Origin of the sequence: Micromonospora sp. NPDC047465, assembly GCF_040643125.1 — a bacterium.
Classification (GTDB): Bacteria; Actinomycetota; Actinomycetes; order Mycobacteriales; family Micromonosporaceae; genus Micromonospora.
Map to the genome: position 1 here is coordinate 180,785 of NZ_JBEYTP010000007.1, position 25,005 is coordinate 205,789.

General features: G+C 74.7%; 20 protein-coding genes. 10 read left to right on the forward strand and 10 right to left on the reverse strand.

The features are described from left to right. Nucleotides 1-18: 18 nt before the first annotated feature. The 3 genes from ABZ793_RS09905 (at nucleotide 19) to ABZ793_RS09915 (ending at nucleotide 5,533) form a co-directional block, all read left to right on the forward strand. Nucleotides 19-3,420, forward strand: a complete 3,402-nt coding sequence (locus ABZ793_RS09905; protein WP_357454652.1) for a DUF3892 domain-containing protein — start codon at nucleotides 19-21, stop codon at nucleotides 3,418-3,420. 250 nt (nucleotides 3,421-3,670) lie between these two features. Then, nucleotides 3,671-4,186, forward strand: coding sequence for a GNAT family N-acetyltransferase (locus ABZ793_RS09910; protein WP_357454655.1), 516 nt, complete (start codon nucleotides 3,671-3,673; stop codon nucleotides 4,184-4,186). A gap of 207 nt (nucleotides 4,187-4,393) precedes the next feature. Then, nucleotides 4,394-5,533 (forward strand): CaiB/BaiF CoA-transferase family protein, encoded by a 1,140-nt coding sequence (locus ABZ793_RS09915; protein WP_357454658.1) that lies wholly within the window; start codon nucleotides 4,394-4,396, stop codon nucleotides 5,531-5,533. A gap of 19 nt (nucleotides 5,534-5,552) precedes the next feature. On the opposite strand, the gene ABZ793_RS09920 is transcribed toward ABZ793_RS09915, so the two are convergent. The 7 genes from ABZ793_RS09920 to ABZ793_RS09950 form a co-directional block, all read right to left on the reverse strand. Next, a complete protein-coding gene (locus tag ABZ793_RS09920) occupies nucleotides 5,553-6,419 on the reverse strand; it encodes a MauE/DoxX family redox-associated membrane protein (protein ID WP_357454661.1) in 867 nt (288 codons plus the stop codon). A gap of 74 nt (nucleotides 6,420-6,493) precedes the next feature. Further along, the gene (locus ABZ793_RS09925) at nucleotides 6,494-7,090 is read right to left on the reverse strand and encodes a cell wall protein (RefSeq protein WP_357454664.1); all 597 of its coding nucleotides are present in this window, start codon (nucleotides 7,088-7,090) and stop codon (nucleotides 6,494-6,496) included. 13 nt (nucleotides 7,091-7,103) lie between these two features. After that, nucleotides 7,104-7,517 (reverse strand): hypothetical protein, encoded by a 414-nt coding sequence (locus ABZ793_RS09930; RefSeq protein ID WP_357454667.1) that lies wholly within the window; start codon nucleotides 7,515-7,517, stop codon nucleotides 7,104-7,106. A 101-nt stretch (nucleotides 7,518-7,618) separates the two neighbouring features. Next, nucleotides 7,619-8,185, reverse strand: coding sequence for a GNAT family N-acetyltransferase (locus ABZ793_RS09935; RefSeq protein WP_357454670.1), 567 nt, complete (start codon nucleotides 8,183-8,185; stop codon nucleotides 7,619-7,621). 11 nt (nucleotides 8,186-8,196) lie between these two features. After that, nucleotides 8,197-10,662 (reverse strand): ATP-binding cassette domain-containing protein, encoded by a 2,466-nt coding sequence (locus ABZ793_RS09940; protein WP_357454673.1) that lies wholly within the window; start codon nucleotides 10,660-10,662, stop codon nucleotides 8,197-8,199. Next, nucleotides 10,659-11,603 (reverse strand): ABC transporter permease, encoded by a 945-nt coding sequence (locus ABZ793_RS09945; RefSeq protein ID WP_357454676.1) that lies wholly within the window; start codon nucleotides 11,601-11,603, stop codon nucleotides 10,659-10,661. The genes ABZ793_RS09940 and ABZ793_RS09945 overlap by 4 nt, the downstream gene beginning before the upstream one ends. Next, nucleotides 11,600-13,177 (reverse strand): ABC transporter substrate-binding protein, encoded by a 1,578-nt coding sequence (locus tag ABZ793_RS09950; protein WP_357454679.1) that lies wholly within the window; start codon nucleotides 13,175-13,177, stop codon nucleotides 11,600-11,602. The genes ABZ793_RS09945 and ABZ793_RS09950 overlap by 4 nt, the downstream gene beginning before the upstream one ends. Nucleotides 13,178-13,349: 172 nt before the next feature. Between ABZ793_RS09950 and ABZ793_RS09955 the strand changes: the two genes are divergently transcribed. The 3 genes from ABZ793_RS09955 to ABZ793_RS09965 all read left to right on the forward strand — a co-directional run bounded on the left by ABZ793_RS09955 (nucleotide 13,350) and on the right by ABZ793_RS09965 (nucleotide 16,853). Then, nucleotides 13,350-15,800, forward strand: coding sequence for a PEP/pyruvate-binding domain-containing protein (locus ABZ793_RS09955; protein ID WP_357454682.1), 2,451 nt, complete (start codon nucleotides 13,350-13,352; stop codon nucleotides 15,798-15,800). Nucleotides 15,801-15,812: 12 nt separating this feature from the next. Beyond that, on the forward strand, nucleotides 15,813-16,397 hold the full coding sequence (locus tag ABZ793_RS09960; RefSeq protein ID WP_357454685.1) for a TetR family transcriptional regulator C-terminal domain-containing protein: 585 nt from the start codon (nucleotides 15,813-15,815) through the stop codon (nucleotides 16,395-16,397). A 96-nt stretch (nucleotides 16,398-16,493) separates the two neighbouring features. Continuing rightward, nucleotides 16,494-16,853 (forward strand): hypothetical protein, encoded by a 360-nt coding sequence (locus ABZ793_RS09965; RefSeq protein WP_357454688.1) that lies wholly within the window; start codon nucleotides 16,494-16,496, stop codon nucleotides 16,851-16,853. 77 nt (nucleotides 16,854-16,930) lie between these two features. On the opposite strand, the gene ABZ793_RS09970 is transcribed toward ABZ793_RS09965, so the two are convergent. Continuing rightward, the gene (locus ABZ793_RS09970) at nucleotides 16,931-18,121 is read right to left on the reverse strand and encodes a hypothetical protein (RefSeq protein ID WP_357454691.1); all 1,191 of its coding nucleotides are present in this window, start codon (nucleotides 18,119-18,121) and stop codon (nucleotides 16,931-16,933) included. Between the two features lie 469 nt (nucleotides 18,122-18,590). On the opposite strand from ABZ793_RS09970, the gene ABZ793_RS09975 reads away from it, so the two are divergent. Further along, a complete protein-coding gene (locus tag ABZ793_RS09975; RefSeq protein WP_357454694.1) occupies nucleotides 18,591-21,065 on the forward strand; it encodes a low temperature requirement protein A in 2,475 nt (824 codons plus the stop codon). A gap of 286 nt (nucleotides 21,066-21,351) precedes the next feature. Here the strand turns inward: ABZ793_RS09975 and ABZ793_RS09980 are convergent, their stop codons facing one another. Then, a complete protein-coding gene (locus tag ABZ793_RS09980; RefSeq protein ID WP_357454696.1) occupies nucleotides 21,352-22,251 on the reverse strand; it encodes a bifunctional helix-turn-helix transcriptional regulator/GNAT family N-acetyltransferase in 900 nt (299 codons plus the stop codon). 119 nt (nucleotides 22,252-22,370) lie between these two features. On the opposite strand from ABZ793_RS09980, the gene ABZ793_RS09985 reads away from it, so the two are divergent. From ABZ793_RS09985 to ABZ793_RS09995, 3 genes are all read left to right on the forward strand, one after another. After that, on the forward strand, nucleotides 22,371-22,577 hold the full coding sequence (locus ABZ793_RS09985; protein ID WP_357454699.1) for a hypothetical protein: 207 nt from the start codon (nucleotides 22,371-22,373) through the stop codon (nucleotides 22,575-22,577). A gap of 162 nt (nucleotides 22,578-22,739) precedes the next feature. Continuing rightward, entirely contained in the window at nucleotides 22,740-23,504 is a 765-nt protein-coding gene (locus ABZ793_RS09990; RefSeq protein ID WP_357454702.1) for a rod shape-determining protein, read from the forward strand. Between the two features lie 136 nt (nucleotides 23,505-23,640). After that, nucleotides 23,641-23,913 (forward strand): potassium transporter TrkA, encoded by a 273-nt coding sequence (locus tag ABZ793_RS09995; RefSeq protein ID WP_350708186.1) that lies wholly within the window; start codon nucleotides 23,641-23,643, stop codon nucleotides 23,911-23,913. Nucleotides 23,914-24,009: 96 nt separating this feature from the next. Here the strand turns inward: ABZ793_RS09995 and ABZ793_RS10000 are convergent, their stop codons facing one another. Beyond that, on the reverse strand, nucleotides 24,010-25,005 hold the full coding sequence (locus ABZ793_RS10000) for an esterase family protein (RefSeq protein WP_357454707.1): 996 nt from the start codon (nucleotides 25,003-25,005) through the stop codon (nucleotides 24,010-24,012).

Here is a 25,005-nt window from a genome sequence, read left to right on the forward strand (position 1 = left end):
CAGAGGGAGCCCCCTGTCGTGACAACTGTCCTCGTCCCGGTCGCGCTCGACGTCCTGGTCGTGCGGGAGCCCGGCGCCGCCTCCGACTGGGCGCGTACGGCGCTGACCCGGCCCACCCCGCCGGCCAGCGGCCGGGTGCAGCAGGACGTGCTGCCCGAACCGTTCAGCGCGCGGCAGACCGCCCGGCCGCCCGGCGCGCACCTGCACTGGGGGCTGCCCGACGGGCTGACCCGCGGCGTCGCCGACGACACCGGCGCGACCATGTTCCCGCCGGTGCCCGACCGGTGGCTGGTCGTGCGGATCTCCGGCCCGGCGACGCCCGGCCCCCGGGCGGTGGAGGCATGGCTGCTGCCGTACGCGGGCGCGATCGAGCCCGTCCGGGTGGACCGGGCGTTGACCGGCCCGACCCTGCCGGCCCCCGGCGCCGCGCCGAGGTCCCCGCTGACGGCGCTCGGCCACGGCGACCTCGGCTGGGCCGGCTACTACGACAACGTGACCCACCGGTTCGCCCTGCACGACGAGCTGACCGGGGTGACCGGGCCGGTGGCGTACCTGGTGCTCGGCTGGTACACCGACCCCGTTCGCGACCCGCTGCACGTGGCCGGGGAGACGGCGTACACGGAGCGGATGGAGGACCTCGGCTGGGAGGTCCACCCGCCGCGCCGCGACGACCAACCGGTGCCGGACCGGTCGGTCTACCACGCGGCGGCGGTGTCCATCGGCTGGCCGCAGCCGAACTGGCCCGGCGACGGCGGGCTGCTCGGTCGGGAGACCGACCACCGTCCCGCGTCGGACGCGGTGGCGGTGGCGCTGGGGGAGACCCTCGCCGAGGCCCTCGCGGCGCTCGCCGCCGAACCGGACGACCCCGCCGACGCGGCCCGCATGGTCGAGGCGCTGCTGCAGGGCGCGCTGTCCGACGTGACCGGCGCCGACGGTCCCGCCCGGCTGGACGCCTCGCTGCACCAGAGCCGGTTCGGCTCGGCCCCGGCGGCGGCGGGCAACGAGTACATCTGGCAGCCGGCGGCCGGCTCCGGCGGTGCCGCCGGCGGCGGGTCGTTCGTGCAGGTGGAACGGACCCGGCCGCGGGTCTGGCACGCGTTGGAGCCGGCGCTGGTGGTGGCCGGCGGCGGACGCAGCCCGAAGCACGGCGCCGACGGCCGCTACTCCGAGCTGGGCAACCTGCTGTGCCGGGTGGACGGGCAGACCGTACGCGGCTTCGGCGTGGCCGGCGGCGACGCCGGCCCGGGCGCGGCGGTGCTGCCGCCCACCCCGCTGGCCGGGCTGCTGCCGCAGTACGGCGTGCCGGCGGTGGCCACGGACCTGCTCGTCGAGCTGGCCAGCATCGACCCGGGATCCGCCCCCGACCTGGCGCTGGCCACCGACGCCCAGCCGTCGCCGGTGGCCGCCGCGCGGGCGGCGTGGTGGGCGACGTTCGACCCGGGCGTGGGGGACCCGACGCGACCGCCGGCGGGCGCCGTGGTCGACGGGCAGTTGCCCAGCCCGGTCGGGGTGACCCCGCCGGGCCGGCCGTGGAACCCGCTGCTGCTGGAGTGGTCGGCCACCTACCTGCCGACGCCGCGCGGCGCGCACGACTGGCCGCTGGGCGAGGTCGACCACGACCTGCCACCCGTCGTGACCGAGCCGGCGCCGGAGACGGGCCGTACGCTGCGCGGGCGGGTGATGCTGTCGGCGTCGGCGGCGGCGCTGCTCGACGGCACGGTCGACCCGCAGGACGCCGAACGCGACCTGCTCTCCGGCGAACTCGTCGGGATCGCCGAGCAGTTGCGCCGCGACGCCACCGGCCTGGTGGTGGACGCCCCGAACGCCACCGACGCCGCGCAGCCGCCACAGACCCCCCGCGCCGCGGACTTCGTGGCCCTGCGGGCCGGGTTCCTGCGGCTGGACCGGGCCCGCCTGGTCGACGGCTACGGCCGGTTCCTGGAGGTGCTCGGTCCGGACGTGGCGACGCCCGCGCCGGTGACGCACGGGGTGACGCTCGCCGTGCCGGGCCACCCGGACCTGGCCGCCCTGCGGCCGCGCTTCACCGCCCCGGCCCGGGTGCTGCTGCGCTTCGCCGACGCGCTCGGCGCGCCGCGCGACGCGGACGCGGGCGTCAGCCCGGTGTGCGGCTACCTGGTGCCGTCGTCGGTGGACCGCACGCTGGAGTTCTTCGACGACAAGGGCAACGGCTACGGGCGGCTGCGCCCCGACCCGGAGACGGTGACCGCGTGGGAGGAGGATCCGGGCCGCCCGGCGACGCTGGGCGCGCCGCCGAGCCGGTTCCTGCCGAACCCGCTGTTGGCCCGGTTCGCCGACCGCATGCTGGCCGCCGACCACGCGCTGGCGACCGCCCGGGCGGGCGGCCATCCGGCCGGCGGCGCGCAGAGCGCGCTGGAGTCGCTGCTGCGGGTGCTGGACACCACCCGGTGGACGGTGGACGTGACCGGCCGGGCCGGCGACGAGCACCTGGCGCTGCTGCTCGGCCGGCCGGTCGCGGTGGTGCGGGCGTACCTGAAGGTGGAGGTGGAGGATCCGCGGCAGCCCCCGGAGAACGCGCGCACCGGCGTCCCGGTGCGGCTGGGCACGCTGGCACGGGCGCAGGACGGGCTGCTGGCGTACTGCGTCGGTGACGACATGGACCGGCTGCACATCGTGGACCCGGCGGTGGCGCTGCTCGCGCCGGGGCTGCCCGACGCCAGTGGGGCGGCCGCGCTGCCGGGCGCGGACCCGATCACCTCGCCGTACGTGGACACCTCCGGGGTGTTCACGGTCAACCCGGGGGTGCCGGTGCCGCTGACCCTGCTGATGGTGCCCGGCTCCGACGTGCACGTCACCGCGGGGCTGGTGCCGCAGAAGTCGGTGGGGCTGCTGCGGGAGTGGACGTCCTCGGCACTGTCCCGGCTGTCGCCCGCCCTGCGCTACGGCCCGGTCCTGCACGACCTGGAGACGACCCGCCTGCCGCTGCCACAGGACGTACGCGGCTCGTGGCACTGGCACCGGCGCGCCGAGCCGGGCACGTGGCGGACGGACGTGGTGGTGCCGAGCACCCCGGACGCGTTGCTGCCGAACGAGCCGTCGACGGCCAGCGAGGGCTGGTTGCAGGTGGCGCTGGTCGCCGACACCGAGTACCACGACACGGCCGTGCCGGTGCGGGTGAGCTGCGTGCGCACGTCGAGCGGCACGACCCTCGCCCTGGGCGGGCACAACGGCGACGGCAGTCACTTCCTCATCCCGGTGCCGGAGGCGATCGAGCTGATGGGCAGCGGCCGGTTCGCGTTCTTCGTGCAGGAGCCCGGCACGGAACGTACGGCCATCCGGGTGGTCCGGCCCAAGCGTGGTCGGCCCTACCTGCGTACCGTCGCCGACGACGCGTCGCCGAACAACCTGGACAGCCTGCCGGAGTGCCAGCACGTCGCGTGAGGCGGCACATGGCGGCGTCGATGCCGGCCGGGCGAGTGGCGCGCGGGTCGCGCCGCGATCCCGCCGGCGCGAAGGGCGGCTGCGCGCCGGGCTCCGGGCCTGCTAACGTCGCGTCAGCGCGAGAGGCGCGTGATCACGGGACAGGGAGGTTGATGAATATGGCCGCCGTCGGCCTTCATCAGCATGCCCTTGTCCGGCCCGCGCGACAGTAGCGCGCGGTCCGGGTCGTTACCACGACCAGGAGTGACACGTGTCTTCCTCTTCCTCATCATCCCGGATCGACCTGACCACCGACCGCCTGGTGCTCCGGCCCTGGACCACCGCCGAGGCCACCGCGGTCCTCGGTGACACCAGGTCCGCGCACTGGGCGGACGACTTCCCCGCCGACGGCGATCGCGTCGTGGCGGGCCTCTTCGACCAGCACCCCGCCTGGCTGGGCGCGTACGGCCACCGCCTGATCGTCGAGCGCGACAGCGGGCTGGTGGTGGGCTCGATCGGCCTGTTCTGGCCGCCCAGCGAGGGCACCGTCGAAATCGGATACGGCATCGTGCCGTCCCGCCGCGGCCGGGGCTACGCCGCCGAGGCGACCCGGGCCCTGGCGGAGTTCGCCCTCACCGTGTCGGCGGTCCACGCCGTGACCGCCGACGTGGAACTGTCGAACCCGTCATCCGTCCGGGTGCTGGAGAAGGCGGGCTTCCACCGATGGGCCACCGAGGGGAACCTGGCCCGGTACCGGATCACGAGACCGGACCACCACCGGCGGTGACCCGGTGGGCCGGCGCGACGACCCCCGCGACGCGACGCGGGCGTTCGTCGCGCCGGCCCGTCCGGCGTGGGATCCCTCGGGGCGGGCGACGCCCGGCGCGCCGGCTGTGCCATCGTTGTCCTTCCATCGGGGACCGTCGGGTGCGGACGGCGAACCGCCCGTACCCGACGGCGCGCGCCCACGGCGGCAGCGGGTAGGGGAGGGGCGATGGCGGAGCAGCAGGCCGGGCCGCTGAGCGGCATCCTCGTCGCGGACTTCTCGCGGATCCTGGCCGGGCCGTACGCGACCATGCTGCTCGCCGACCTCGGCGCCGAGGTGGTCAAGGTGGAGGGGCCCGGCGGGGACGACACCCGCGCCTGGATGCCGCCGGTCCGGGAGGGGACGTCCACCTACTACCTCGGCGTCAACCGCAACAAGCGCTCGGTGGTCCTCGACCTCGCCGACCCCGACGACCTCGACGTCGCCCGGCGACTCGTCCGGCGGGCCGACGTCATGATCCAGAACTTCCGCCCCGGCGGGCTGAAGCGCTTCGGCCTCGACTACGACGGCGTCGCCGCCGACAACGAACGGATCGTCTACGCCTCGATCAGCGGCTTCGGCACCGGCGCGGGCGCGGACCTGCCCGGCTACGACCTCGTGGTCCAGGCCGCGTCGGGCCTGATGAGCCTCACCGGCGAGCCGGACGGCCCGCCGTACAAGGCCGGTGTCGCCGTGTTCGACGTGATGGCGGGTCTGCACGCGGCCCTCGGCATCCTCGCCGCCCTGCACCACCGCGCCCACACCGGCGTCGGTCAGCACGTCGAGGTGAACCTGCTCTCCTCGGCGCTGTCCGGCCTGGTCAACCACGCCAGCGGCCACGTCGCCGGCGGCGCCGCGCCGTTCCGGATGGGCAACGCCCACCCGAGCCTGTTCCCGTACGAGCCGCTGCCGGCCGCCGACGGCGACCTCGTCGTCATCGCCGGCAACGACGGTCAGTTCCGGAAGCTGTGCGAGGTGCTCGGCCTGCCCGGGCTGCCCGACGACCCCCGGTTCCGGCGCAACCCCGACCGGACCGCGAACCGGGAGGTCCTGCGCCCGATGCTGGTCGAGCGGCTGGTCCGGCGGACCCGCGACGAGTGGTTCCGGGACCTGCGCGCGGCGGGCGTGCCGTGCGCCCCGATCAACACGGTCGACGGCGGCGTCGCCCTGGCCCGGGACCTCGGGCTCGACCCGGTGGTCACCGTCGGCGGGGTGCCGGGCGTCCGCAACCCGATCGGCCTCTCCGCCACGCCGCCCCGGTACGACCTGCCGCCGCCCCGCCTCGACGAGCACGGCGACAAGATCCGCGCCTGGCTGACCGCCGACTGAGACCCCGGCAGGCGCGGCGTCAGACCGGCGCGACGGAGAGCCGAGGGCCGGCGGGCGGCGGCGCGGCGGCCAGGCTGAGCAGGGTGTGCCCGGTGGCGTCGTCGACCACGGCGACCCGCACGGCATCGGGCTCCCGGTCGGCCAGCGGCACGGCGAACACCGCGGTCGCCGGGCGGCCCCGGTAGCGCGCGGCGTGCCCGACGAAGCGCCAGTCGCCGTCGTCCCAGTGTTCCCGCACGTCGGAGCGGAGCAGCGGGGCCACCCGCCGGTAGGCGTCGCTGAGCTGGAGTTGCTGCACGGTGGCCAGCAGCGGCACGCCGGTGCCGCCGCGCAGCGGATGGGTCAGCCGGGCGCGCAGCCGGCGCAGCGGCAGCAGCCAGGCAGCGTCCAGCTCCGGCGAGAGCGCCACCACCGCCGCCAGTTCGGCGACCAGCACGGCGCCGCCGGCCGCCGGCCGCCCGGCGAGTGCGCCCGCCCAACCGCCGTCGGCCAGCCCCGCCAGCCCGGCCGCCGCCAGCAGCAGCCCGGCCCGGGCCAGGCCGCGGCCGGAGACCGGGGTTGGCCGGGCGCTCAGGCACCCGCAGGAGGAGGCGGGGGCGGCGCGCCGGGCGTACGTCAGGTAGGCGAGGAACCCGGCCGTCAGGAGGGTCGCGCCGACCGCCTCCAGAGGCAGCGCGGGCGGCAGCACGAGCAGCGCGCCGAGGGCCAGCTCGACACCGCCGAGCAGCCGATACGCGGGCAGTGCCCGGTGCTGCCCGAGCAGGCGGGCGAGCGCCGACCGGCCGGCCGCCGCGGCGGCGTGCCGGCTGAAGAGCTTCACGCGGGCGGACCAGATCAGCACCGCGCCGACGACCAACGGTTGCAGCGCCGCGATCATGTCGATCATGTGGTCTCCATCGGGTGGTCCGACGGGCGGCCTCCGGGCGGTCCGCGGCTGCGTACCGCCCGGAGGCCGCGCCGTCAGGCGGCGGCGTAGATGGTGGCGATGTCGATCTCGTTGGTGTCCGGGTGCCAGGCGCCGAGCACCTGAACGTGCCGGCCGACCCGCAGCAGGGACATGTCGCTGACGGCCGGGGTGCCGTTGTAGACGGCGGCGGACCGGTCCGGCACGACGTGCGCGACGATCCGACGGCCCTTGTGGTCGAGGTGCAGCACGTTGCGGCCGACCGCCGCGATGTGTCCGTGCAGGTTGACGATGTTGACCCACACGGCGTCCGCGGCGAGCGTGCCGTCGGGCAGGCGGACGCCGCGGGCGTAGAGCCCGTCGCCGACGGCGACCCGGTCGAACGTGGTCGGGTGCAGCTTCCAGATGCTCGTGCCGTCGGTGATCCGGATCGAGTGGAGCACGGTGTCCGAGCCGGTGACCAGCAGCATGTTGCCGGAGATCGTGCTGATCCGGCCCTCGGCGAAGTTCGGGTCCGGCGTGCCGGGTTCGACGGTCGCGGCGTCGGCGGCGAACGCCGCCTCGGGGGCGAGCGAGCCGAGCCCGGTGGCACCGACCACGCCGCCGAGCGCGGCGGTGGCGAGCAGCCGGCGGCGCCTCAGGGTCTGGTCCATGGGGTCCTCCCGTTCAGACGCTGTCGACCGAGCAGGGCCGCAGCCCGGTGGAGAGACTGGCGATCGCGCTGTACGCCGCGGGCGTCAGGTCGATGATCCGGTTGCTGCCGCAGGCCGAGCCGCAGCAGGTGCGCTCACCGCAGAACAGGTCGGTCTGTGGGCCGCAGTCGGCGATGGCGGTGCCGACCCGGGCACCGTTGCAGAGGTTGGTGGTGTAGTGCCGGAAGCCGCAGCCGCGGCGGCTCATCCCGCTGATTCCGCACACGTGTGGGCGGGTGATGGCCAGGCACGCGTCCGAGGTGTTCGGCCAGGCGTGCTGGTAGTTGCCGGACGAACAGGTGCCGCATGCACCACCACCGGCCGAGCCGCAGGGACCCCAGGCGTTGCCGCAGCAGAACCACGACATCTCGCCTCTCAGAGCAACCACGGGTACCTCCCTCCAGATCCGATCAACAGCGATATCCATCGATATGGAAGGTGATTGTTGTGGCGTAAATCATCGAAGTCAATGGATGATCGGAAGGATTCTTACGCCCACGGCCGGCGGCCGGCCAGCGGGATCCGGAAGTGGACGGTCTGGTGGGTGTCGGCCCGGCCGTCGCGCGCGTCGTGCACCGGCTCGGCCACCGCCCGCCAGAACCGTTCGGCGCCGTCGACGCGGGTGTCGGTGTGCAGGTACAGCTCCCGGTAGCGGGGTTGCCGGCAGACGAAGTCGACGGCGAGACCGACGAGGGCGCGGGCGAGCCCCCGCCGGCGGTGCTCGGGCCGGACGTAGACCCGGAAGAGCTGCGCGGTGGACTCCTCCGGAAAGCGCTCCGCGAGGCAGCGCGGGTGCGGTGGGCTCTTCGGCGCTGCGGCGCGGACCGCGGTGGTGCCGACGACCTCCTCGCCCCGGGTCGCGACGAACAGGGCGTGCGGTTGCGGTGCCAGGTAGGTGCCGGCCAGGTCGATGACGTCGTGGTGCCAGTCGGGACGGTAGCCGTGGCCGAACTCCCGGTAGAACGTGTCGAGCATGACGCTGCGGGCCCCGTCGAGGTGCCGGCCGTCGGCCATCCGCACCTCGTACGCGCCCACGCCGTGTCGGTAGTTCCGCATGGTCTCTCCCCTCATCGTGTCGCCGCCGGATCCGCCCGCCGCTCCTCGTCGTCCCGTCGCCGACGCTGCGGGGCGGCGGGCAGCAGCGCGCGGGTCAGCGGGTGCCGGGCCGCGCCGAGCAGGGCGTCGGCGGGTCCCTGCTCGACGACGCGTCCGCCGTCGAGCACGACGATCCGGTCGGCGAGGCGGGCCACGACGTCGCGGTCGTGACTGATCACGACCAGCGCCAGGTCGCGGCGTCGACGTAGGTCATCCAGCAGCGCGAGGATGCGCTCCCGGGCGTCGCCGTCCAGGCCGGCGGTGATCTCGTCGCAGATCAGCACGCGGGGCTCGCCGGCGAGGGCGCGGGCCAGCGCCGCGCGGTGCAACTCCCCGCCGGAGAGCCGGTCGGGCGGGCCGGCCACGGTGTGTTCGGCGAGGCCCACCTGGTCGAGCAGGCGCAGGGCGGTGCGCCGGGCCTCGGCGTCGGTGGCGTCCCGCAGGCGCCGGGCGGCGCGGGCGACCTGGTCGAGGACCGGGCGGTACGCGTCGAAGCTCGCCCGGGCGTCCTGGAACACGTACTGGATGGCCGCGAGGTCGCGCCGGGCCCGCCGGTCGAGGTGCGGGTCGAGGCGTCGGCCGGCGAGCGCGACCCGGCCGCCGGTGGGCGGGTGCAGCCCGGCGACGCAGCGCGCCAGCGTCGTCTTGCCGCTGCCGGACCGGCCGACCACGGCGAGGCACTCCCCGGCGGCGGCCGTCGCGCCGACGCCGCGGAGGACGGTGCGCCGGCGACCCCCGTGGCGGTGGGTGGCCACGAGGCCGGTGACGGCGAGCAGCGGTGAGGCGTCCCGGCCGGCGGCCGGGCCCCGGGTCGGCGGGCCGGGCGCCTCCTCCCGGTCGTGGTGGTCCCGCGCCGCCAGGACCTCGGCCGTCGGACCCTGCGCGACTGCGGTCCCGTGGCGCAGCACCAGGACGCGGTCCGCGACGGCGCGGACGAGAGGCAGGTCGTGGCTCAGCAGGACCACCGCCATGCCGTGGCGGGCGAGCGCCGTCAGTTCGCGCGCGACGTCGCGGCGGGTGAGCGCGTCCTGCCCGGTGGTGGGTTCGTCGGCGACGAGGAGGACCGCCCGCGAGAGCAGGGCGTGGGCGATGACCAGCCGCTGTTGCTGCCCACCGGAGAGCTGGTGGGGGAAGCGCCGCAGGAACCGGCGGTCGGTGGGCAGGGCCATCCGGTCGAGCACCTCGGACACCGCCTGTCGCCTGGCGCGGCGGGTCCGGCCGGGCGGGTGGCGTCGGGCGATCTCGCCGAGCACGGCGCCGACGCGGCGGAGGGGATGCAGCGCCACGGCGGGCTGCTGCGGGACGTACCCGACGCTGCCGGCCGGGGGCGGCGCGCCGGCGGCGACGGCCGAGCCCGCCAGCGCGATCCCGCCGGTGAGGCGGACGCCCGGTGTGGTCTCGCCGAGCAACGCCCGGCCGGTGGTGCTCTTGCCGCTGCCCGAGGCGCCGACGACGGCGAGGATCTCCCCGGCGGCGAGGTCGAAGGACACCCCGTCGACGAGCCGTCGCTGCCCGGCCGTGGCGGTCAGCCGCCGCACCCGCAGGAGCGGCCCGCCGGGCGACCGTCGCCGATCCGCTCCGGGAGCCTGCGGGCCGGAGCGGCGGGGCGGGTGGGCACCCTGGGCGGGCGGCCCCGCGTCCCCGCGCGGCGGGGCCGGATCGGCGCGGGCGGCCAGCACCTGGTCGGCGACCAGGTTGACGCCCACCGCCAGGGCGACGACCAGCGCGGCCGGTACGACGACGGCCCACGGTTGCAGGAACAGCCCGGTGCGGTTGCGGTCGACCATCACGGCCCAGTCCGCGGCGTCGGGAGCGACGCCGACGCCGAGGAAGCTGGCCGTGGCGACCAGGTAGACCGCGCCGACGAACCGGACCCCGGCGTCGGCGAGCAGGATCCGGCGGACGCCGCGCCCCACGTACCCGCCGGCCCGGCGCCACCACGTCTCCCGGTGCAGGCGCATCGCCTCCATCGCCGGCCCGTGGGCGAGCGGCAGGGCGGCGGCCCGGGTGACCCGGGCGATCTCGGGAAGGGCGATGAGCGCCACGACGCCGACGAGGGTGGCCGGCCCGGGCCGTGCGACGGCGGCCACCAGGATCAGCAGCAGCAGGGACGGCACGGCGAGGACCAGGTCCAGCGGGCGCATGAGGATCTCGTCGACCCACCGGCGGCGGGTCGTCGCGGCGAGCAGGCCGACGGGGACCCCGACGAGGTAGGCCAGCAGGGTGGCGGCGACGGCCACCAGGACCACGGAGCGGCCACCGAGCAGCACCTGGTGCAGGACGTCCCGGCCGACGAAGTCGGTGCCGAGCGGCCCGTCGGGGGCGAACGGCAGACCGCGGGAAGTGGCGTCGCCGGCCAGGGCGGGGCCGAGCACGGCGAGGCCGAGCGGCACGGCGAGCAGCAGGCCCGCGACGAGCGTACGCAGCGGGGGCCTCACCGGACGGCTCCGGTACGCGGCGCGAGCCGGAACGCCACCAGGTCGGCGGTCAGGTTCACGGCGACGGCGGTGACGGCGACGAGCACGCACAGCGCCTGGACCGTGGGGACGTCCCGGGTGGAGACGGCGTCGACGAGGGCGGTGCCGAGACCGGGTACGACGAACACCGCCTCGACGACGATGACGCCGCCGAGCAGCCAGTCGGTGGTACGGGCGAGCTGCTGGGCCACCGGGGCCAGGGCGTGGGGCAGCGCGTGGCGCAGCCAGATCCGGCCGCCGGTGATGCCGAGACGCCGGGCGTGCCCTACGTGGTCGGCGCGCAGCGCGTCCACCATGCCGGCCCGGGTGAGCCGGCTGATCGTGCAGACGGGCCGGGCCAGCAGGACGAGCAGGGGAAGGACGAGGACTGCCGGCCGCGCCGACAGGTCGGCGCCGAACGCCGTGGGCGGCAACCAGCCCAGCTGTACGCCGAACCCGGCGACGAGCAGGATCGCCAGCGCGAACTCCGGCACGGCGTACAGGGCGACGGACCCGGCGGACAGCGCCCGGTCGAGCCGGCCCCCTTCGCGCCGGGCGGCCAGCATGCCGACGCCCACGGCCAGCGGCACCAGCACCGTCAGGGTGAGGGCCGCCAGCAGCACGGTGGCGCCGGCGCTGTCGGCGAGCCGCTCGGCGACCGGCCGCTGGGAGACCAGCGAGACGCCGAGGTCGCCCCGCAGGAGGCCGGTCAGCCAGTCGAGGTAGCGCTGCCAGGCCGGCTGGTCCAGGTGCAGGTGCGCGCGGATCAGGGCGATGCGGGCCGGATCGGGCTGATCACCGGCGATCACCACGGCGGCGTCACCGGGCAGCGCCTCGGTGAGCACGAAGACGACGGTGGCGACGCCGGCGACCTGCCCGACGCCGAGCAGCAGCCGCCGGACGGCGTAGCGGGGCAGGCTCACCCCAGCCAGACCTTGTCGAAGCGGGCCCAGTCGAGGGTGTTGGCGGGGGCGTCGGCCGAGACGCCGCCGACCCGTGGGCCGGTGGCGACGAGGAAGTCGGCGAAGCCCCAGACCAGGAAGCCGCCCTCGGCGTGCAGCCTGCGCTGCATGTCGCCGTACGCCTGCCACCGGGCCTGCTCGTCGGCGCTGGAGACGGCCCTGGCGTAGAGGGCGTCGAAGTCGGGCCGCGCCCACCTGGTGGCGTTGGTGGTGGAGTGGGTGAGCAGTCGCTGGGAGATGTGCGTCTCGATGGGCATGGCGCCGGAGCGGTACGACGCCAGCACGCCCGAGCCGAGGATGTCCCTCCAGTAGGTGTCCTTGTCGCCGATCCTCGGTTCGACGACGAGGCCGGCCTTCCTGGCCTGGTCGGCGAAGACGCTGGCGGCCTCGACGAAGCCGCTGGCCACCGGCGCGGTGTCGAGCGGGATCCGCAGGCCGCGGGCGCCGGCCCGGTCGACGAGGAACCGGGCCCGGTCGAGGTCCTGGGAGCGCTGGGCGATGTCGTCGGCGTAGTGCTGGTAGCCCTTGCCGAACAGGTCGTTGCCAACCTGCCCGGAGCCGGCGAGCACGGTGTCGACGAGCTGCCGCCGGTCGGTCAGCAGGAACATGGCCTCGCGCAGGTCGCGGTCGTCGAACGGGGGCCGGTCCACCTTCATCGCGAAGGACTGCATGGTGCTGTTCGGCATCCGCGTGACGGTCATCCGGCGGTCGCCAGCGTACGTGCGGGCGGTGGTCGGGGTGACGTCGTGCGCGTAGTCCACCTGGCCGGCGAGCAGGGCGTTGACCCGGGCGGACTCCTCGTTGCTGGTCAGGTACTCCAGCTCGTCGAGGTGGGCCGCGCCGTCCCAGTGGTCGGCGTACCGCCGCAGCAGCAGCGACCGGCCCGGCCGCCAGGTGTCGAACGTGAACGGACCGGAGCCGACGGGACGGTCGAAGGTCTCCGTGCCCTCGGGGACGATGTAGGCGCCGAAGGCCGCGAGGGCGTTGGGGAACTCGGCGAAGGGCCGCTTGAGCGCCAGCTCCACGACGCGGTCGCCGACCGCCCCGCTCGCGGCCAGGTCGATCATGTCGAGGCTCGCCCTGGCGCGGAAGGCCCGCTTCGGGTCGGTGACCCGTGCGTAGCTGTACAGGACGTCGGCGGCGCGTACCGGCCGGCCGTCGTGGAAGGTGGCCTGGCGCAGGGTGATCCGCCACCGGGTGAGGTCGGCGCTGGGTTCCCAGCCTTCCGCGAGGCGGGGCCGGATGGAGACGTCGGGGCCGTAGTCGGCGAGCTTGTCGAACATGGCCTTGGCCCGCGACGCCTCGTTGAACAGGTTCGCCAGATGGGGGTCGAGGGTCTCGTTGGCGCCGCCGCCGGCGAACGCCGCCCGCAGCCGTCCGCCGCGCCGCGGCCGGCCGGACGGGGCGGCGGACGGGCCGGTGTGGACGCCGCAGCCGGTCAGCGCGACACCGGTCGAGGCGGCGGCGGAGAGGGCGGCGGCGCCGAGCAGACCGCGGCGGGTCAGCCTCGGCGTGGCGGTGGGCGAGAGGGGCATGCTGGCGGGTCCCTTCCGGAGGCAGGTGGAACGTCGTGCGAGCGAACGCCGAAACGATAACGGTTTCCATTTGCGTTCCGGTCGGGAGGGTCGCCGACGGGTTGGCATTGCACCTGCATTGCGAACGACGTACGGTGATAGCAATGCAGATGTATTGCAAAAGGGGGTCGGCATGCGCGTGATCGCGTTGTCCGAGGTGACCGGGGACATGACCGAGCTGGTGGGTGGCAAGGCGGCCCGGCTGGGGGAGCTGGCGCGGTCGGGTGAGCGGGTGCCGGACGGCTTCTGTGTCACGACCGCCGCCCACGAGCGGGGCGTGGTGCCGCGGGTCGAGGTCGCGCAGGCGTACGAGCGGCTCGGCGGGGGACCGGTGGCGGTGCGCTCCAGCGCGACCGCGGAGGACCTCCCGGACGCCAGCTTCGCCGGGCAGCAGGACACCTTCCTCGCCGTCACCGGGATCGCCGATCTCCTGACGGCGATCGAGGCATGCCGGCGCTCGCTGCACGACCCCCGCGCCGTCGCCTACCGCGACGCCCACGGGATCGACCACGCGTCGGCGCGGATGGCCGTCCTCGTGCAGCGCATGGTCGACCCGGTGACCGCGGGCGTGCTGTTCACCGCCAACCCGCTCACCGGCTGCCGCACCGAGATGATGGTGGAGGCGGCCGAGGGGCTCGGTACGACCGTCGTGGACGGCAGCGCCGCCGTGGAACGGTACGTCCTCGACGGCTCGCCCCCGGCCGCCGCCGGCCTGCTCACCGCCGAGCGGCTGGACGAGCTGCGGGACGCGGGCCGCCGCCTCCAGGACCGGTTCGGCTGCCCGCAGGACGTCGAATGGGCGTACGACCGGCAGGGCGTGCTCTGGCTGCTCCAGTCGCGGCCGATCACCACGCTGTTCCCGCTGCCGCCGGAGACCGGGCGGCCGGCTCCCCGGGTCTACCTGGAGTTCGGCCACGTGCAGGGCATGCGGCAACCCGCCACCCCGATGGGCATGTCCACCCTGAAGTCGCTGGTGGCGGCGATGCTGGCGTCATTCGGCCTGACCGTGGAGATCACCGACATCGGCGGGCGCCTGTACGGCGACCTGACCGACCTCGCGCGGCACCCGTCGACCCGCAAACGGCTGGTCAAGCTGATGGCGGTGGACTTCGGGCCGCGGGCCCAGGCGGTGATGGAGCACGTGCTCGCCGACCCGCGCTTCGCGCCGCTGCCGGCTTCCGGTCCGGGGCGTACGGCCACCGGCCCGGCGCTGCGGACCGCCGCCCGCGCGGCGACCGGGGTCGTACGGGCGCTGGCCCGCCCGGAGGCCGCCCGGGCCCGACTGTTCCGGGAGGTCGAACGTCTCCGGGTCGGCTCGGCCGCGCCCGCCGGGCTGGACACCGCCGCCGACCGGCTGCGGTACGTGCGCGACGAGGACCCGTCAGCCAGTCCCGACGACATCGTCTGGCCGATCGTCGCCGGGATGCTCGCCGCCACGCTGCCGGCCTCGCTGCTGCGGGGCGTGGCCGGCCCCGGCGAGATCGACACGGTGCTGGGCGGCATGCCGCACAACGTCACCATCGAGATGGACCTGGCGTTGTGGCGGCTGAGCCAGCAGGCCGCCGCGCACCGCCACCTGCTGCTCACCACCCCACCGCACGACCTGGCCACGGCGTACGCCCGGGGAGCGCTGCCCGACATCGGCCTGGCGGCGTTCCTGGACCGCTACGGCCACCGCGCCGTCGCCGAGGTGGACCTCGGGGTGCCGCGCTGGGACGAGGACCCGACACCGGTCTTCGCGATGATCGCCAACTACCTGCGCGTCACCGACCCGGAGCAGGCCCCGGACCGGCGCTTCGCCCGCGCCGCCGAGGCCGCCGAGGCCGCCTGCGTGGACCTCGTCGCCCGGGCGCGCCGGCGCCGGCCGGTCCGCGGCCGGATCGCCGGATTCCTCCTGCGCCGGGCACGGATGCTGGCCGGCCTGCGGGAGGCCGGCAAGTTCGCCGGCCTCTACCGGCTACGGGAGATGCGCCGTCAACTGCTGCTCGTCGGCGCCGAGCTGGCGGAGCGGGGGCTGCTGGGGCGGCCCGACGACATCATGTTCCTCACCCTCGACGAGACGCACGCGGCCGTGCGCGACGGCGCCGACCACCGCTCGACGGTCGCCGCGCGCCGCGCGACGTACCGGCGGGAACTGCGCCGCCCGGCGGTGCCGGTGGCCCTGCTCTCCGACGGCACCGACGTCGAGGCCGTCCTCGCGCCGCCGCCGGCCCCGGACGGCGCCCTGCGGGGGGTGGGCGCGGCGGCGGGCCGGGCGACCGGCCCGGCCCGGGTGGTCCACGACCCGGCCACCGCCCACGTCGAACCCGGGGACGTGCTGGTCGCTGCCACCACCGACCCCGGCTGGACGCCCCTGTTCCTCACCGCCGCCGCGCTGGTCACCGAGACGGGGGCGGTGATGGCGCACGGCCCGACGGTCGCCCGGGAGTACGGCATCCCCGCCGTCATCTGCGTCCCCGACGCCACCCGCAGGATCCGGACCGGCCAACTCGTCACGGTGGACGCCGCCGCCGGCACGGTGACCCTGCACCCCGCCTCCGGGGCCGCGGAGCCGTCGGTGATCGGCGAGGCGTGCGCGTCGTGACAGCATGAGGCCATGCCGAAGAAGGTCGACCGCCACGAACGGCGCACGCTGATCGCGGCCGCCCTGATGCGCGTGGCCGCGCGTCAGGGCGTGGAGGCCGTGAGCCTGCGTCACGTGGCGGCCGAGGCCGGCGTCTCGGCCGGAATGGTCCAGCACTACTTCCGCACCAAGGACGAGATGATGGCCTTCGCCATGGCCGTCGTGCGGGAGCGCAGCCAGGCCCGGGTGACCGACGCGATCGCGCGGCTCGGCGAGGACCCGGCCCCCCGGCTGCTGCTCCGTACGATGGTCGCCGCGCTGCTACCGCTGTCCGAGGAGTCGCTCGCCGACGGGCGGGTCGCCCTGGCGTTCCTCGCGTACGCGGCGGTGCGGCCGGACGTCGCCGCCGGCATGCGCGAGGACACCGAGCAGATGCGCGCCTTCGTCGCCGGTCTCATCCCGGGTCCCCGGCGGGACGAGTACGCGGCCGGCGTGCTGGCGCTGATGGAGGGGCTGGGTGTCCACCTGCTCGGCGGCCACTACACCGCCGCGCAGGCGCTCGCCGCGTTGGACGCCCACCTCGATCTCGTGTTCGCCGGCGGCGGGACGTCTCGATAAAAGTTTTCGTCTCCATTGATGATCCTCTTGGAACTTATCTCCAGAGCGACTAACCTCCTGTGGACCACCTACCGTCCATCGTGGAGGAGACTGGTCATGCGCAAGCTGATGTCAGCGGTCGGAGCGGGGGCCCTGCTGACCGTGGGGTTGTTGGCCGGCGCCGCCCCGGCGCAGGCGGCGAGCTGCACCCTCGTGCAGTCCGAGATCTACAACGGCGCCAACATGATCGCGTGGTCCCAGGGGCTGCAGGGCTGTTCGGGCGACGTCTACTGGGAGATCCAGTCGGGCGACGCGGGTGCCTGGCAGGTCGCGCAGAGCGGCACCACGCACTACGACAACGCGGTCCAGAGCTACTACGGTGACGTCGACCTGCCGTGTTACCTGCGGGTCTACGCGAAGTTCGGCAGCCAGGAGAAGCTGACCCAGCCGGTGCAGAACTACAACTGCGCCGGCTGACGCCCGCCGGCACGGGCCGCAGCCGCACGGCTCCGGCCCGTGCCGAGAGCATCAGGCGGGACGACCCCCGGGCGGGATCACACCGTCCCGACCGGGCGCTGGTGGGCGCCGGTGATGTCGGTGCCGACGATGTGCGGCGTGGAGCCGGTGACGAAGAGCCGGTAGCCGTCGTGGTAGCCGACGTAGGAGCCACGCTGGTGGTGGGTGACCCGCAGGTTCAGCCGCGTGCCGGCGGCAACCTGGACCTGGATCGTGTCGGCCAGCTCGACGGAGTTCGACACGGCGAGCACCCGCCCCGTGTCGTCGGTCAGCCGCAGGTCGAAGTCGTCCACTAGCGCCGTGCCACGCGCCGCGCCGCTCGGGTAGTCCAGGTGGTTGTTCGCGGCGCTGGTCACGTACCCCGACAGGGTGGCGAGGTCGTAGCGCATCCACTTCGGGACGACGTTGACGGTGACCCACTGGGTGCTCTGGGAGGTGAACCGGTAGTCGACGGAACTGCCGGGCGACAGGGTGCTGCGCTCCACCATGAACGAGGTGTCGTTGCCGTAGCCGAGACCGCGGGCGTACTCGTCGTGGTACTGCTCGTACAGCTCGTAGCTGCGGGTGGCGGTCCCGTACGGCACGGTCGCGGTGCGGCGCACCGCGCCGCCGCTGGTGACGTACGCGCCGTCGGCCGTGCGCCCGAGCCCGTGCGCGCCGGCCGGGCCGAGCGGACCCAACGGGCCGAGCGGGCCGAGCGGCCCGACGGGGCCGAGCACGCCCCACACGCCGCCGGCCTGGACCTGCTTGCTGAAGTCACCCAGGCTGGGCAGCGTCTCGTGGTACGCCTCCGGGGACAGTGGGCCGTCGGGGCCGAGCGGGCCCCACTCGCTCATCGGCCCGCCGTACCAGCCGAGCATGCCGGCCCAGTCGTCCCAGGCCGTCCCGGTGATCCAGCTTGACGGATGCCACGGCTCGACGCCGATCGGACCGGCGACGCCGAGCGGCCCCCAGGGGCCGATCAGCCCGTAGTGGCCCAGCGGGCCCATGGGCTTGAGGTAGTCGGCGGGGCGCAGCGGGTCGCCGGAATAGGTGGTCTGCACCGTGGGGCTGACCGTGGACAGGTCGCCGCCGAGGGCCTCCACCGAAGTCGCCGACACGTAGCCGGTGTCCGCGGCCCGGGCGGGGGGCGCCGCCGCGACGACGCCCACCGTGGCGGCGAGCAGTGCGGTGAGAAGGCGCCGTCGGGCCGGCGTCGCCCGGCGGCGTGCTGCGGTTGTCCCCTGCATGTGTCGTGCTCCCGTGTCGTGTCGTCGATGGACCTGGCCGGCGCCCCGGCATGCCCGGACACGCGTCACCGCAGCCGACGGCGCCGCCCCTGAAAATGGGCGGAGACGGGTGGGGGTGGTGCCTCGGCGTCGGAAATCACGTGCCGACCGGGCCGATAAACCGGCGGACAGAGCGTACAAAAGAACGGGCCGCGCGGGAAATCCGAGAAAGCGTGACTTTCGTCTTCTTGACTCCACCGCGGGCCGCCGCCGCCAATGCGGCGGCGCCCGACGGCTCGCCCCGCGACGATTTCGGTGGACGGCGGGAAAATCCGGGTGGGCCGCCAGGGAAATGACGCGGAAAGCGACGGCGCGAAATGCGGGACCGGTCGGCGCAGGCCGCCGGGCGTGCCGGCCGGGCGACGAGGGCTCCTGGGCCCCGCTTCCCGGATCCGCTGTCCACCCGGCCGGCCCTTGGCAGAGTGAGGGCGTGACCGAGAAGGGGCCGACGGTGGCGGCCGGCCGGATCCAGCTGGTCGGGGAGTCCAGCGCGGTCAGCCGGCTGGAGCTCTTCCTCGACCTGATCTTCGTCTTCGCCTTCATCACCGTGTCCAGCACGGCCGCGGCCGACCTGACCGTCACGAGCCTGCTGCACGGCGTGGTGCTGCTGGTCCTGCTGTGGACCTGCTGGCTGTCGTACGCCTGGCTCGGCAACGTCGTCCGGGTGGACCGGGGCGTCATGCCGGTGGTCATCTTCGGCCTGGCGGCGCTGATCCTGGTCGTGGGGGTGACCCTCAACGAAACGTTCGCCGACAAGCCGGGCGGCCTGCACGGGCCGCTGGTCGTCGTGGTCTGCTACCTGGTCGTCCGCTCCGGCGCGCTGCTGGTGGCCACCGTCGCCGTCTGGCGGGATCCCGCCGCCCGGCGCACGTACCCGCGTGTCTGGGTGCCCCTGCTCGCCGCCGCGCCGTTCCTGCTGGCCGCGGGCCTCCTGCCCATCGGCACGTTCGGTGCCGACGGCGAAGCCCTGGAGTGGGCCCGCTTCGCGCTGCTGCTGGCCGCCTTTCTCGTCGAGTACCTCGGGATAACGATCATCGGCGTGAGCTGGTGGCGCGTCCAGTCCGTCAAGCACTGGACCGAGCGGTTCCATCTGATCATCCTGGTGGCGTTCGGCGAGATCATCATCTCGGCCGGCACGGGCCAGGGTGTCGGCTGGGCCAGCCCGGTCACCTGGGGGGTGGTCGGGGGCGCCGTGCTCAGCATGCTGCTGGTGGGCGTGCTCTGGTGGACGTACTTCGACATCGCCAGGTTCTCCGCCGAGGACGCGCTGGAACAGACCACCGGCGTCGCCCGCTCGCGGCTCGCCCGGGACGCGTACACGTTCCTGCACCTGCCGATGATCGTCGGGCTGATCCTGCTCTCGCTCGGGCTCAAGCACACGTTCAACAGCGTGGCGTTCCAGTCGGTGCGGTCGGAGCCGGCGCTCGGCCTCTTCGCCCTGTACGGCGGGGTGGCGCTGTACCTGCTCGCCCTGATCGCCTTCGAGCGCCGGACGATCGGCATCTGGGGCCGCGGGCCGCTCGTCGGCCTCGTCCTGGTGCTGGCGCTCGTCCCGGTGGCGGCGCGGGCGCCGGTGGTCGCCCAGTTAGGGCTGCTCGCCGCCGCGGTCGCCAGCCTGGTCCTGCTCGACCGCACCGTCTTCCGGGTGCGGCACCGGGCGCTGCACCGGGCGATCGAGCCGGTCACCGAGCGCTCCACCGGAGTCACGCCCAAGGAACTCTTCCTCGACCTGGTCTTCGTCTACGCCTTCATCCAGGTCACCGAGCTGATGACCGCGCAACCCGGCTGGCGCGGGCTGCTCCAGGGGCTGGCGGTGCTCGTGCTGCTCTGGTGGGCGTGGTGCAGCTACGCCTGGCTCGGCAGCTCGTTCCGCACCGAGAACGCCATCGCCCGGCTCCTGCTCCTCGGCGCCGCGGCGAGCGTCCTGGTGATCGCCGTCGCCGTGCCCGTGGTCTTCATCGGCCTGCCCGGCGGCCTGCCGGGACCGGTGGTCTTCGTGACGTGTTACGGCCTCGTGCGCGCCCTGAACTTCGTCGCGTTCTGGACGGTGGCCCGGAAGGACCGGCTGTTCCGCGGCCAGTTGGTGCGCCTCGCGGTGTCGGCCGCCGTGGCGCTCGCGCTGCTCTACGCCGCCGCCATCGTCCCGCCGCCGTCGGACGATCCGCAGGCATTCCGACCCGTCCGTGCCGCCCTGTGGGCGGCGGCCGTCATCGTCGAACTCGGCAGCGGTTACCTGCTCAACGCCCGGCACTGGCCGGTGCGCTCCGCCGAGCACTGGGCCGACCGGTTCGGCCTGATCATCCTCGTCGCGCTCGGCGGCGCGATCGTCTCGACCGGCGCCTCGGTGAGCAACCGCGCGGTCTCCGTGCCCGTGGCCGTCGCCTCCGTGCTGAGCCTGGTGGTGGTCGCGATGCTCTGGTGGGCGTACTTCGACGTCGACGCCACCGCGGGGCAGCGAGGCGTGCAGAGGCTGCACGACGGCCGGCGCAGCCGCCTCGCACTCGAGGCGTACACGTACTCGCACCTGCCGATGATCGCCGGGGTCGTGCTGGTCGCGCTCGGGCTGCGCAAGACGGTGGCGGAGGTCGAGCGGGTCGCCGGACCCGTCGGGTGGTGGGACATGTCCCACCTCACCCTCTACGGCGGGGTGATCGTCTTCCTCCTCGCCGACCAGGCCTTCTGGTGGCGCATCCAGCACCGGGTCCGTGGCCTCCGGCTCGTCGCGATCGTGGCGCTGGTCGGGCTGACGGCGGTGACCACCACGGTGTCCCGGCTGGCGGGGCTGGCGGTCCTCGCCGGCGCCCTGAGCGCGTTCGCGCTGGCCGAGGCCGTCAGCACCCGCCAACTGCGGCACGCCGCGCACGACCCGCTGGTCCCGGAGTCGTCCGCACCGCACCGGCCTTGACCGGGCGCCGCCGGGAGCCGACCCGGAAGAAATGCCGAGCCCCGTCATCCGGTACGCCGGAAACGGCAATTCCCCACCGTCGTCCTCGTCACACGGCAATGGCGGTGGGTCACACGGAGAAACTGCCCGGAATGGCGCCCCGGCCCATGACGGTCGGGGCAGAATGTGCGAATGAGGGCCGGCGTCAATTGATTCGCCATTCCCGTCGTCCCTGCTGGCGTCGTTCCGCCCCGCCGCCCGGCCAAGGGGCTCGACGCGCGCTGGCGGCGGTGCGGCGGTCGACACGTCACGGCGTCAGGTGCTTCTCGAACCAGTGGTGCGCGTAGTGTTCGGTGTTGTAGGGCTCGATCTCCCGGTAGCCGGCCGCGCGGTACATCGCGATCGCCTCGGTGAGGTTGCGATTGGTGTCCAGCCGGACGGCGGTCCAGCCCCGTGCGGCGGCGTGCCGTTCCAGCTCGCCGAGCATCCGCCGCCCGACCCCGAGCCCGCGTACGGTGTCCGCCACCCAGACCCGCTTGATCTCGGCGGGCGCGTCGCGGTGGAGCTTGACCGCGCCGCACCCGACGGCCTCGCCGTTGAGGGTGGCGAGCAGGAACAGGCCGGCCGGCGGGACGAGGTCCTCGTCGTGCACCGGGTTGCTCCGGCTCGGATCGAACCCGTCGTCGAAGCGTCGGGCGACCTCCCGGGCGTAGGCCCGCGTGCACGCCCGGGCCCGCGGGTCGCCGGGCGGGCAGGGTGCGATGACCACCATCGACGCGACGAGCAGCCGCTCGACCTCGGCCATCGCCGCGACGAGCCGCTCCCGGCGCCGCGCGGACAGCGGCGCGAGGATCGACGAGGCGAACTCGTCGGAGCGCCTGTCGAGTTCGGACCACTCCGCCCGGCCGGCGTCGGTCAACGTGGCGACCCGTACCCGCCCGTCGCCCCCGACCTGGTCGGACGGCCCGACGGTGACCAGCCCGTCGTGCTCGAGGGTGCGCAGGAGCCGGCTGAGGTGACCCGAGTCCAGCCCGAGCCGGGCCCGGAGCGCCGCGACCTCGCTGCCACCGGGACCGATCTCCCACAGCACCCGCGCCTGCGCGAGGGGACGCCCGCGCGCCATGTAGGCGTCGTCGAGGGCGCCCACCCGCTGGGTCACCGTCCGGTTGAACCGCCGCACCGCGGCGACGAGCCGATCCGAGGTCATGAAACCTGACTTTAGTCAGCTATCCACCCCGGCGCCAGGGCTTGCGGATCCCGGTGGCCGGGTGGTGCCGGGTCGAACGCCGTGGCCGAGCGGCCGGTCGCCCGGCTATGGTGTCGGCCATGCAGGATCGGCACGGTCTCCGCCGCGTCGGCAAGCGCGTCTCGCTGCCGGCGCTGCTGATGCTCGCCGTGCTGGTCATGGTGCTGTCGGCGGCGCGGGGCGTCGGGCTGTGCATCGTGTTCCGTTGCACCCGGCGGGCCGTCCCCGGGTGCGTGCCGGCGTGGTCGGCGGACCGTGCTCCGCCCGGGCTGACGTTCGCCGTCTGAAGCCTGTTCGCCTCCCGGCGCCCCACGGCGCCGGCCCGTGGCTTGGAGCACCATGCCGACCCTGCGTCACGACCCGCGCCCCCGCTTCCTGTCCCTCGGTGACGGACCGCCCCGACCGACGACGTGCGCCACCGCGCGCACTCCGGCACGGGGACGATGAGCATGCTGGCTCCCGGCGCGTACGCCCGCCTCGGCGTACGACATCCCGTCGCCCTCGACCTCGGCACGTCGACGGTGCGTGTGTGGACCCCGGTGCACGGGGAGGTCGTCACCGAACCCGCCGTCGTCGCGCGGATACCCTCCGGCGGCCATGCCGTCGGGCACGCCGCGATGGACCTGCGCGCCACCAGCGGCGCCAAGCTGCTGTGGCCGGTGCGGCACGGCGTGGTGGAGGACTTCTTCGCCTGCGTACACCTGTTGCGGGTGGTGGCGGCGGCCGCCGGGCGGCCGGGCGACGACGTCTCACCGGTCGTCGTCGGCGTGCCGGCCACCGCCACGTTGCAGCAGAAGAACCTCCTGGTCGCGGTGGTCCGCCGGGCGCTCGGCGGGCGCGTCGCCACCGTGGAGGAGCCGTTGGCGGCGGCCCTGGCCTGCCAGGCCGACCTGGACCGCGACGACGTCGTCGCCGTCGACATCGGGCACGGCCGCACCGAGATCGCCCGCATCGCCGACCGCGCGGTCGCGGCCGCCGAGCACGTCGACGTGCCCAACGCCGTCGACCAGGTGCCGTTCATCGCGGCCGCCGTGCGCCGCGTCGGCGCCCGCCCGGCCGGCCCGGGTCGACGTCGACTGCTGATCACCGGTGGCGGGGCGGCGCATCCGGGGCTCGCGGCCAGGCTGGCCGCCCTGACCGGCCGCACCGTCACGATGCCCCCGGATCCGCACCTGGCCACGCTCGCCGGCCTGCGCCTGCTGCTCACCGGCTGACCCGGGCAACGGTCTCCACACGGCGAGCCGACGGCTGCGCCGTGTTCTGCCGTTGCCGCCGCAGCCGGACGTGCCCTCGTCCGGCCGTCACCGCACCGCGCCCACCGCTGCGGTTCCCTCACCACCTGGAGTTCCGATGGACGTCGAACTGACACCGCTGCCCGGCATCGGTTTTCGCCGCATGTTCACCACCGACGCCGGATGCCGCGTCGGGGTGGTGACCCACTACGCCGGCGGCCGGCGTGAGCTGGTCTACCACGACGGCGACGACCCCGACGCCACCCGCAGCATCATCCTCAAACGCGACGAGGCCGTCGCCCTCGCGGGACTGCTCGGCCTCCTCGACGTCTTCGACGTCACCATCACCGCGCCCGACGACTCCGACCGGCAGCCCGCCGAGCCGCGGTGAGTGCCCGCCGGCGCGCGGATCCCGTGCACCGCGCAGCCTGCGTCGGCGTTCCCGCCGCGCCACGGCTCGGGTGGCGCGGCGGGAACGTCGACGAGGTCAGCCGGCGCGGCGGAGGCGGCGGAGCATGCCGTCGAGGTCCTGGACGAAGAGTTCGTGCCGGAAGTAGTGGCCCCCGGGAACCTCGCGCCACTCGTGCGGGATGCCGGCCCGGGCGAGAGCCGCCCGGAACTCGCGCTGGCCGGCCAGCACCTGGGTCTCGTTGACGGTGTCGAACCAGTTGACCGGGTCGGGCGAGGTGCCGGCGGCGAGGAACACGCGCTTGTTGTGGTAGCTGCCGATGCGCTGGACGGGGTTGTCGGCGCTGACCCGGGCCTCGTCCCACAGTGGTGCGCCGTAGACCGTGCCGCCGCCCAGGTCCAGCGCCGCCGAGGTGGCGTTGGCCCAGTGCACGACCAGGCCGAAGTCCCGGCGCAGGCTGGCCGGGCCGGAGTGTGAGCTGACCGAACAGAAGTGGCCGTAGTACTTCGCGGCGTACTTGAGGGCGCCGAACCCGCCCATCGAGAACCCGGCGACCGCGCGTCCGTCGTACTCGGGGAACGTGCGGAAGTTCGACTCGATCCACGGCAGCAGTTGCGCCATGTGGAAGGTCTCCCAGTTGCGGGGGCCGGTGTTGCTGTGCACCGGGTTCGAGTACCAGCCGGTCGAGGCGTCCGGCATGACGACGATGATCTCCCGGCCGGCGGTGAGGTTGACGATGTTGTCCTGTAGGTGGAAGGTGCGGAAGTCGGCTCTGCCGCCGTGCAGGAGGTACAGCACCGGATAGCGCCTGCCGCTGGTGTGGTAACCGTCGGGCAGCAGGACGTTGACCGCCGGGTCCCACTCGATGGCGGCGGTGGCGAAGCGGTAGTACTGCAGCCGGCCGGGGTTCTCGTTGCGGTCGACGATGTGCAGGCCGTGGCCGTCGACAGCGGCGACCGCGGGGGACGACGCGGAGAACGCCCCGGCGAACGCTCCGGCGGCGGCGACTCCCGCCGTGCCGGCCAGCAGGCGCCGGCGGCTCATTCGACGACGGACGTTGCCACTGTCGCTCAT

Excerpts from the sequence above, each read along its gene's own strand:
- ABZ793_RS09965 (WP_357454688.1), top strand. The coding sequence starts at position 16,494 with ATGCGCAAGCTGATGTCAGCGGTCGGAGCGGGGGCCCTGCTGACCGTG.
- ABZ793_RS09995 (WP_350708186.1), top strand. The coding sequence starts at position 23,641 with ATGGACGTCGAACTGACACCGCTGCCCGGCATCGGTTTTCGCCGCATG.
- ABZ793_RS09935 (WP_357454670.1), bottom strand. The coding sequence starts at position 8,185 with ATGCGGAACTACCGACACGGCGTGGGCGCGTACGAGGTGCGGATGGCC.
- ABZ793_RS10000 (WP_357454707.1), bottom strand. The coding sequence starts at position 25,005 with ATGAGCGACAGTGGCAACGTCCGTCGTCGAATGAGCCGCCGGCGCCTG.
- ABZ793_RS09920 (WP_357454661.1), bottom strand. The coding sequence starts at position 6,419 with ATGATCGACATGATCGCGGCGCTGCAACCGTTGGTCGTCGGCGCGGTG.
- ABZ793_RS09980 (WP_357454696.1), bottom strand. The coding sequence starts at position 22,251 with ATGACCTCGGATCGGCTCGTCGCCGCGGTGCGGCGGTTCAACCGGACG.
- ABZ793_RS09990 (WP_357454702.1), top strand. The coding sequence starts at position 22,740 with ATGCTGGCTCCCGGCGCGTACGCCCGCCTCGGCGTACGACATCCCGTC.
- ABZ793_RS09915 (WP_357454658.1), top strand. The coding sequence starts at position 4,394 with ATGGCGGAGCAGCAGGCCGGGCCGCTGAGCGGCATCCTCGTCGCGGAC.
- ABZ793_RS09950 (WP_357454679.1), bottom strand. The coding sequence starts at position 13,177 with ATGCCCCTCTCGCCCACCGCCACGCCGAGGCTGACCCGCCGCGGTCTG.
- ABZ793_RS09985 (WP_357454699.1), top strand. The coding sequence starts at position 22,371 with ATGCAGGATCGGCACGGTCTCCGCCGCGTCGGCAAGCGCGTCTCGCTG.
- ABZ793_RS09970 (WP_357454691.1), bottom strand. The coding sequence starts at position 18,121 with ATGCAGGGGACAACCGCAGCACGCCGCCGGGCGACGCCGGCCCGACGG.
- ABZ793_RS09925 (WP_357454664.1), bottom strand. The coding sequence starts at position 7,090 with ATGGACCAGACCCTGAGGCGCCGCCGGCTGCTCGCCACCGCCGCGCTC.
- ABZ793_RS09955 (WP_357454682.1), top strand. The coding sequence starts at position 13,350 with ATGCGCGTGATCGCGTTGTCCGAGGTGACCGGGGACATGACCGAGCTG.
- ABZ793_RS09960 (WP_357454685.1), top strand. The coding sequence starts at position 15,813 with ATGCCGAAGAAGGTCGACCGCCACGAACGGCGCACGCTGATCGCGGCC.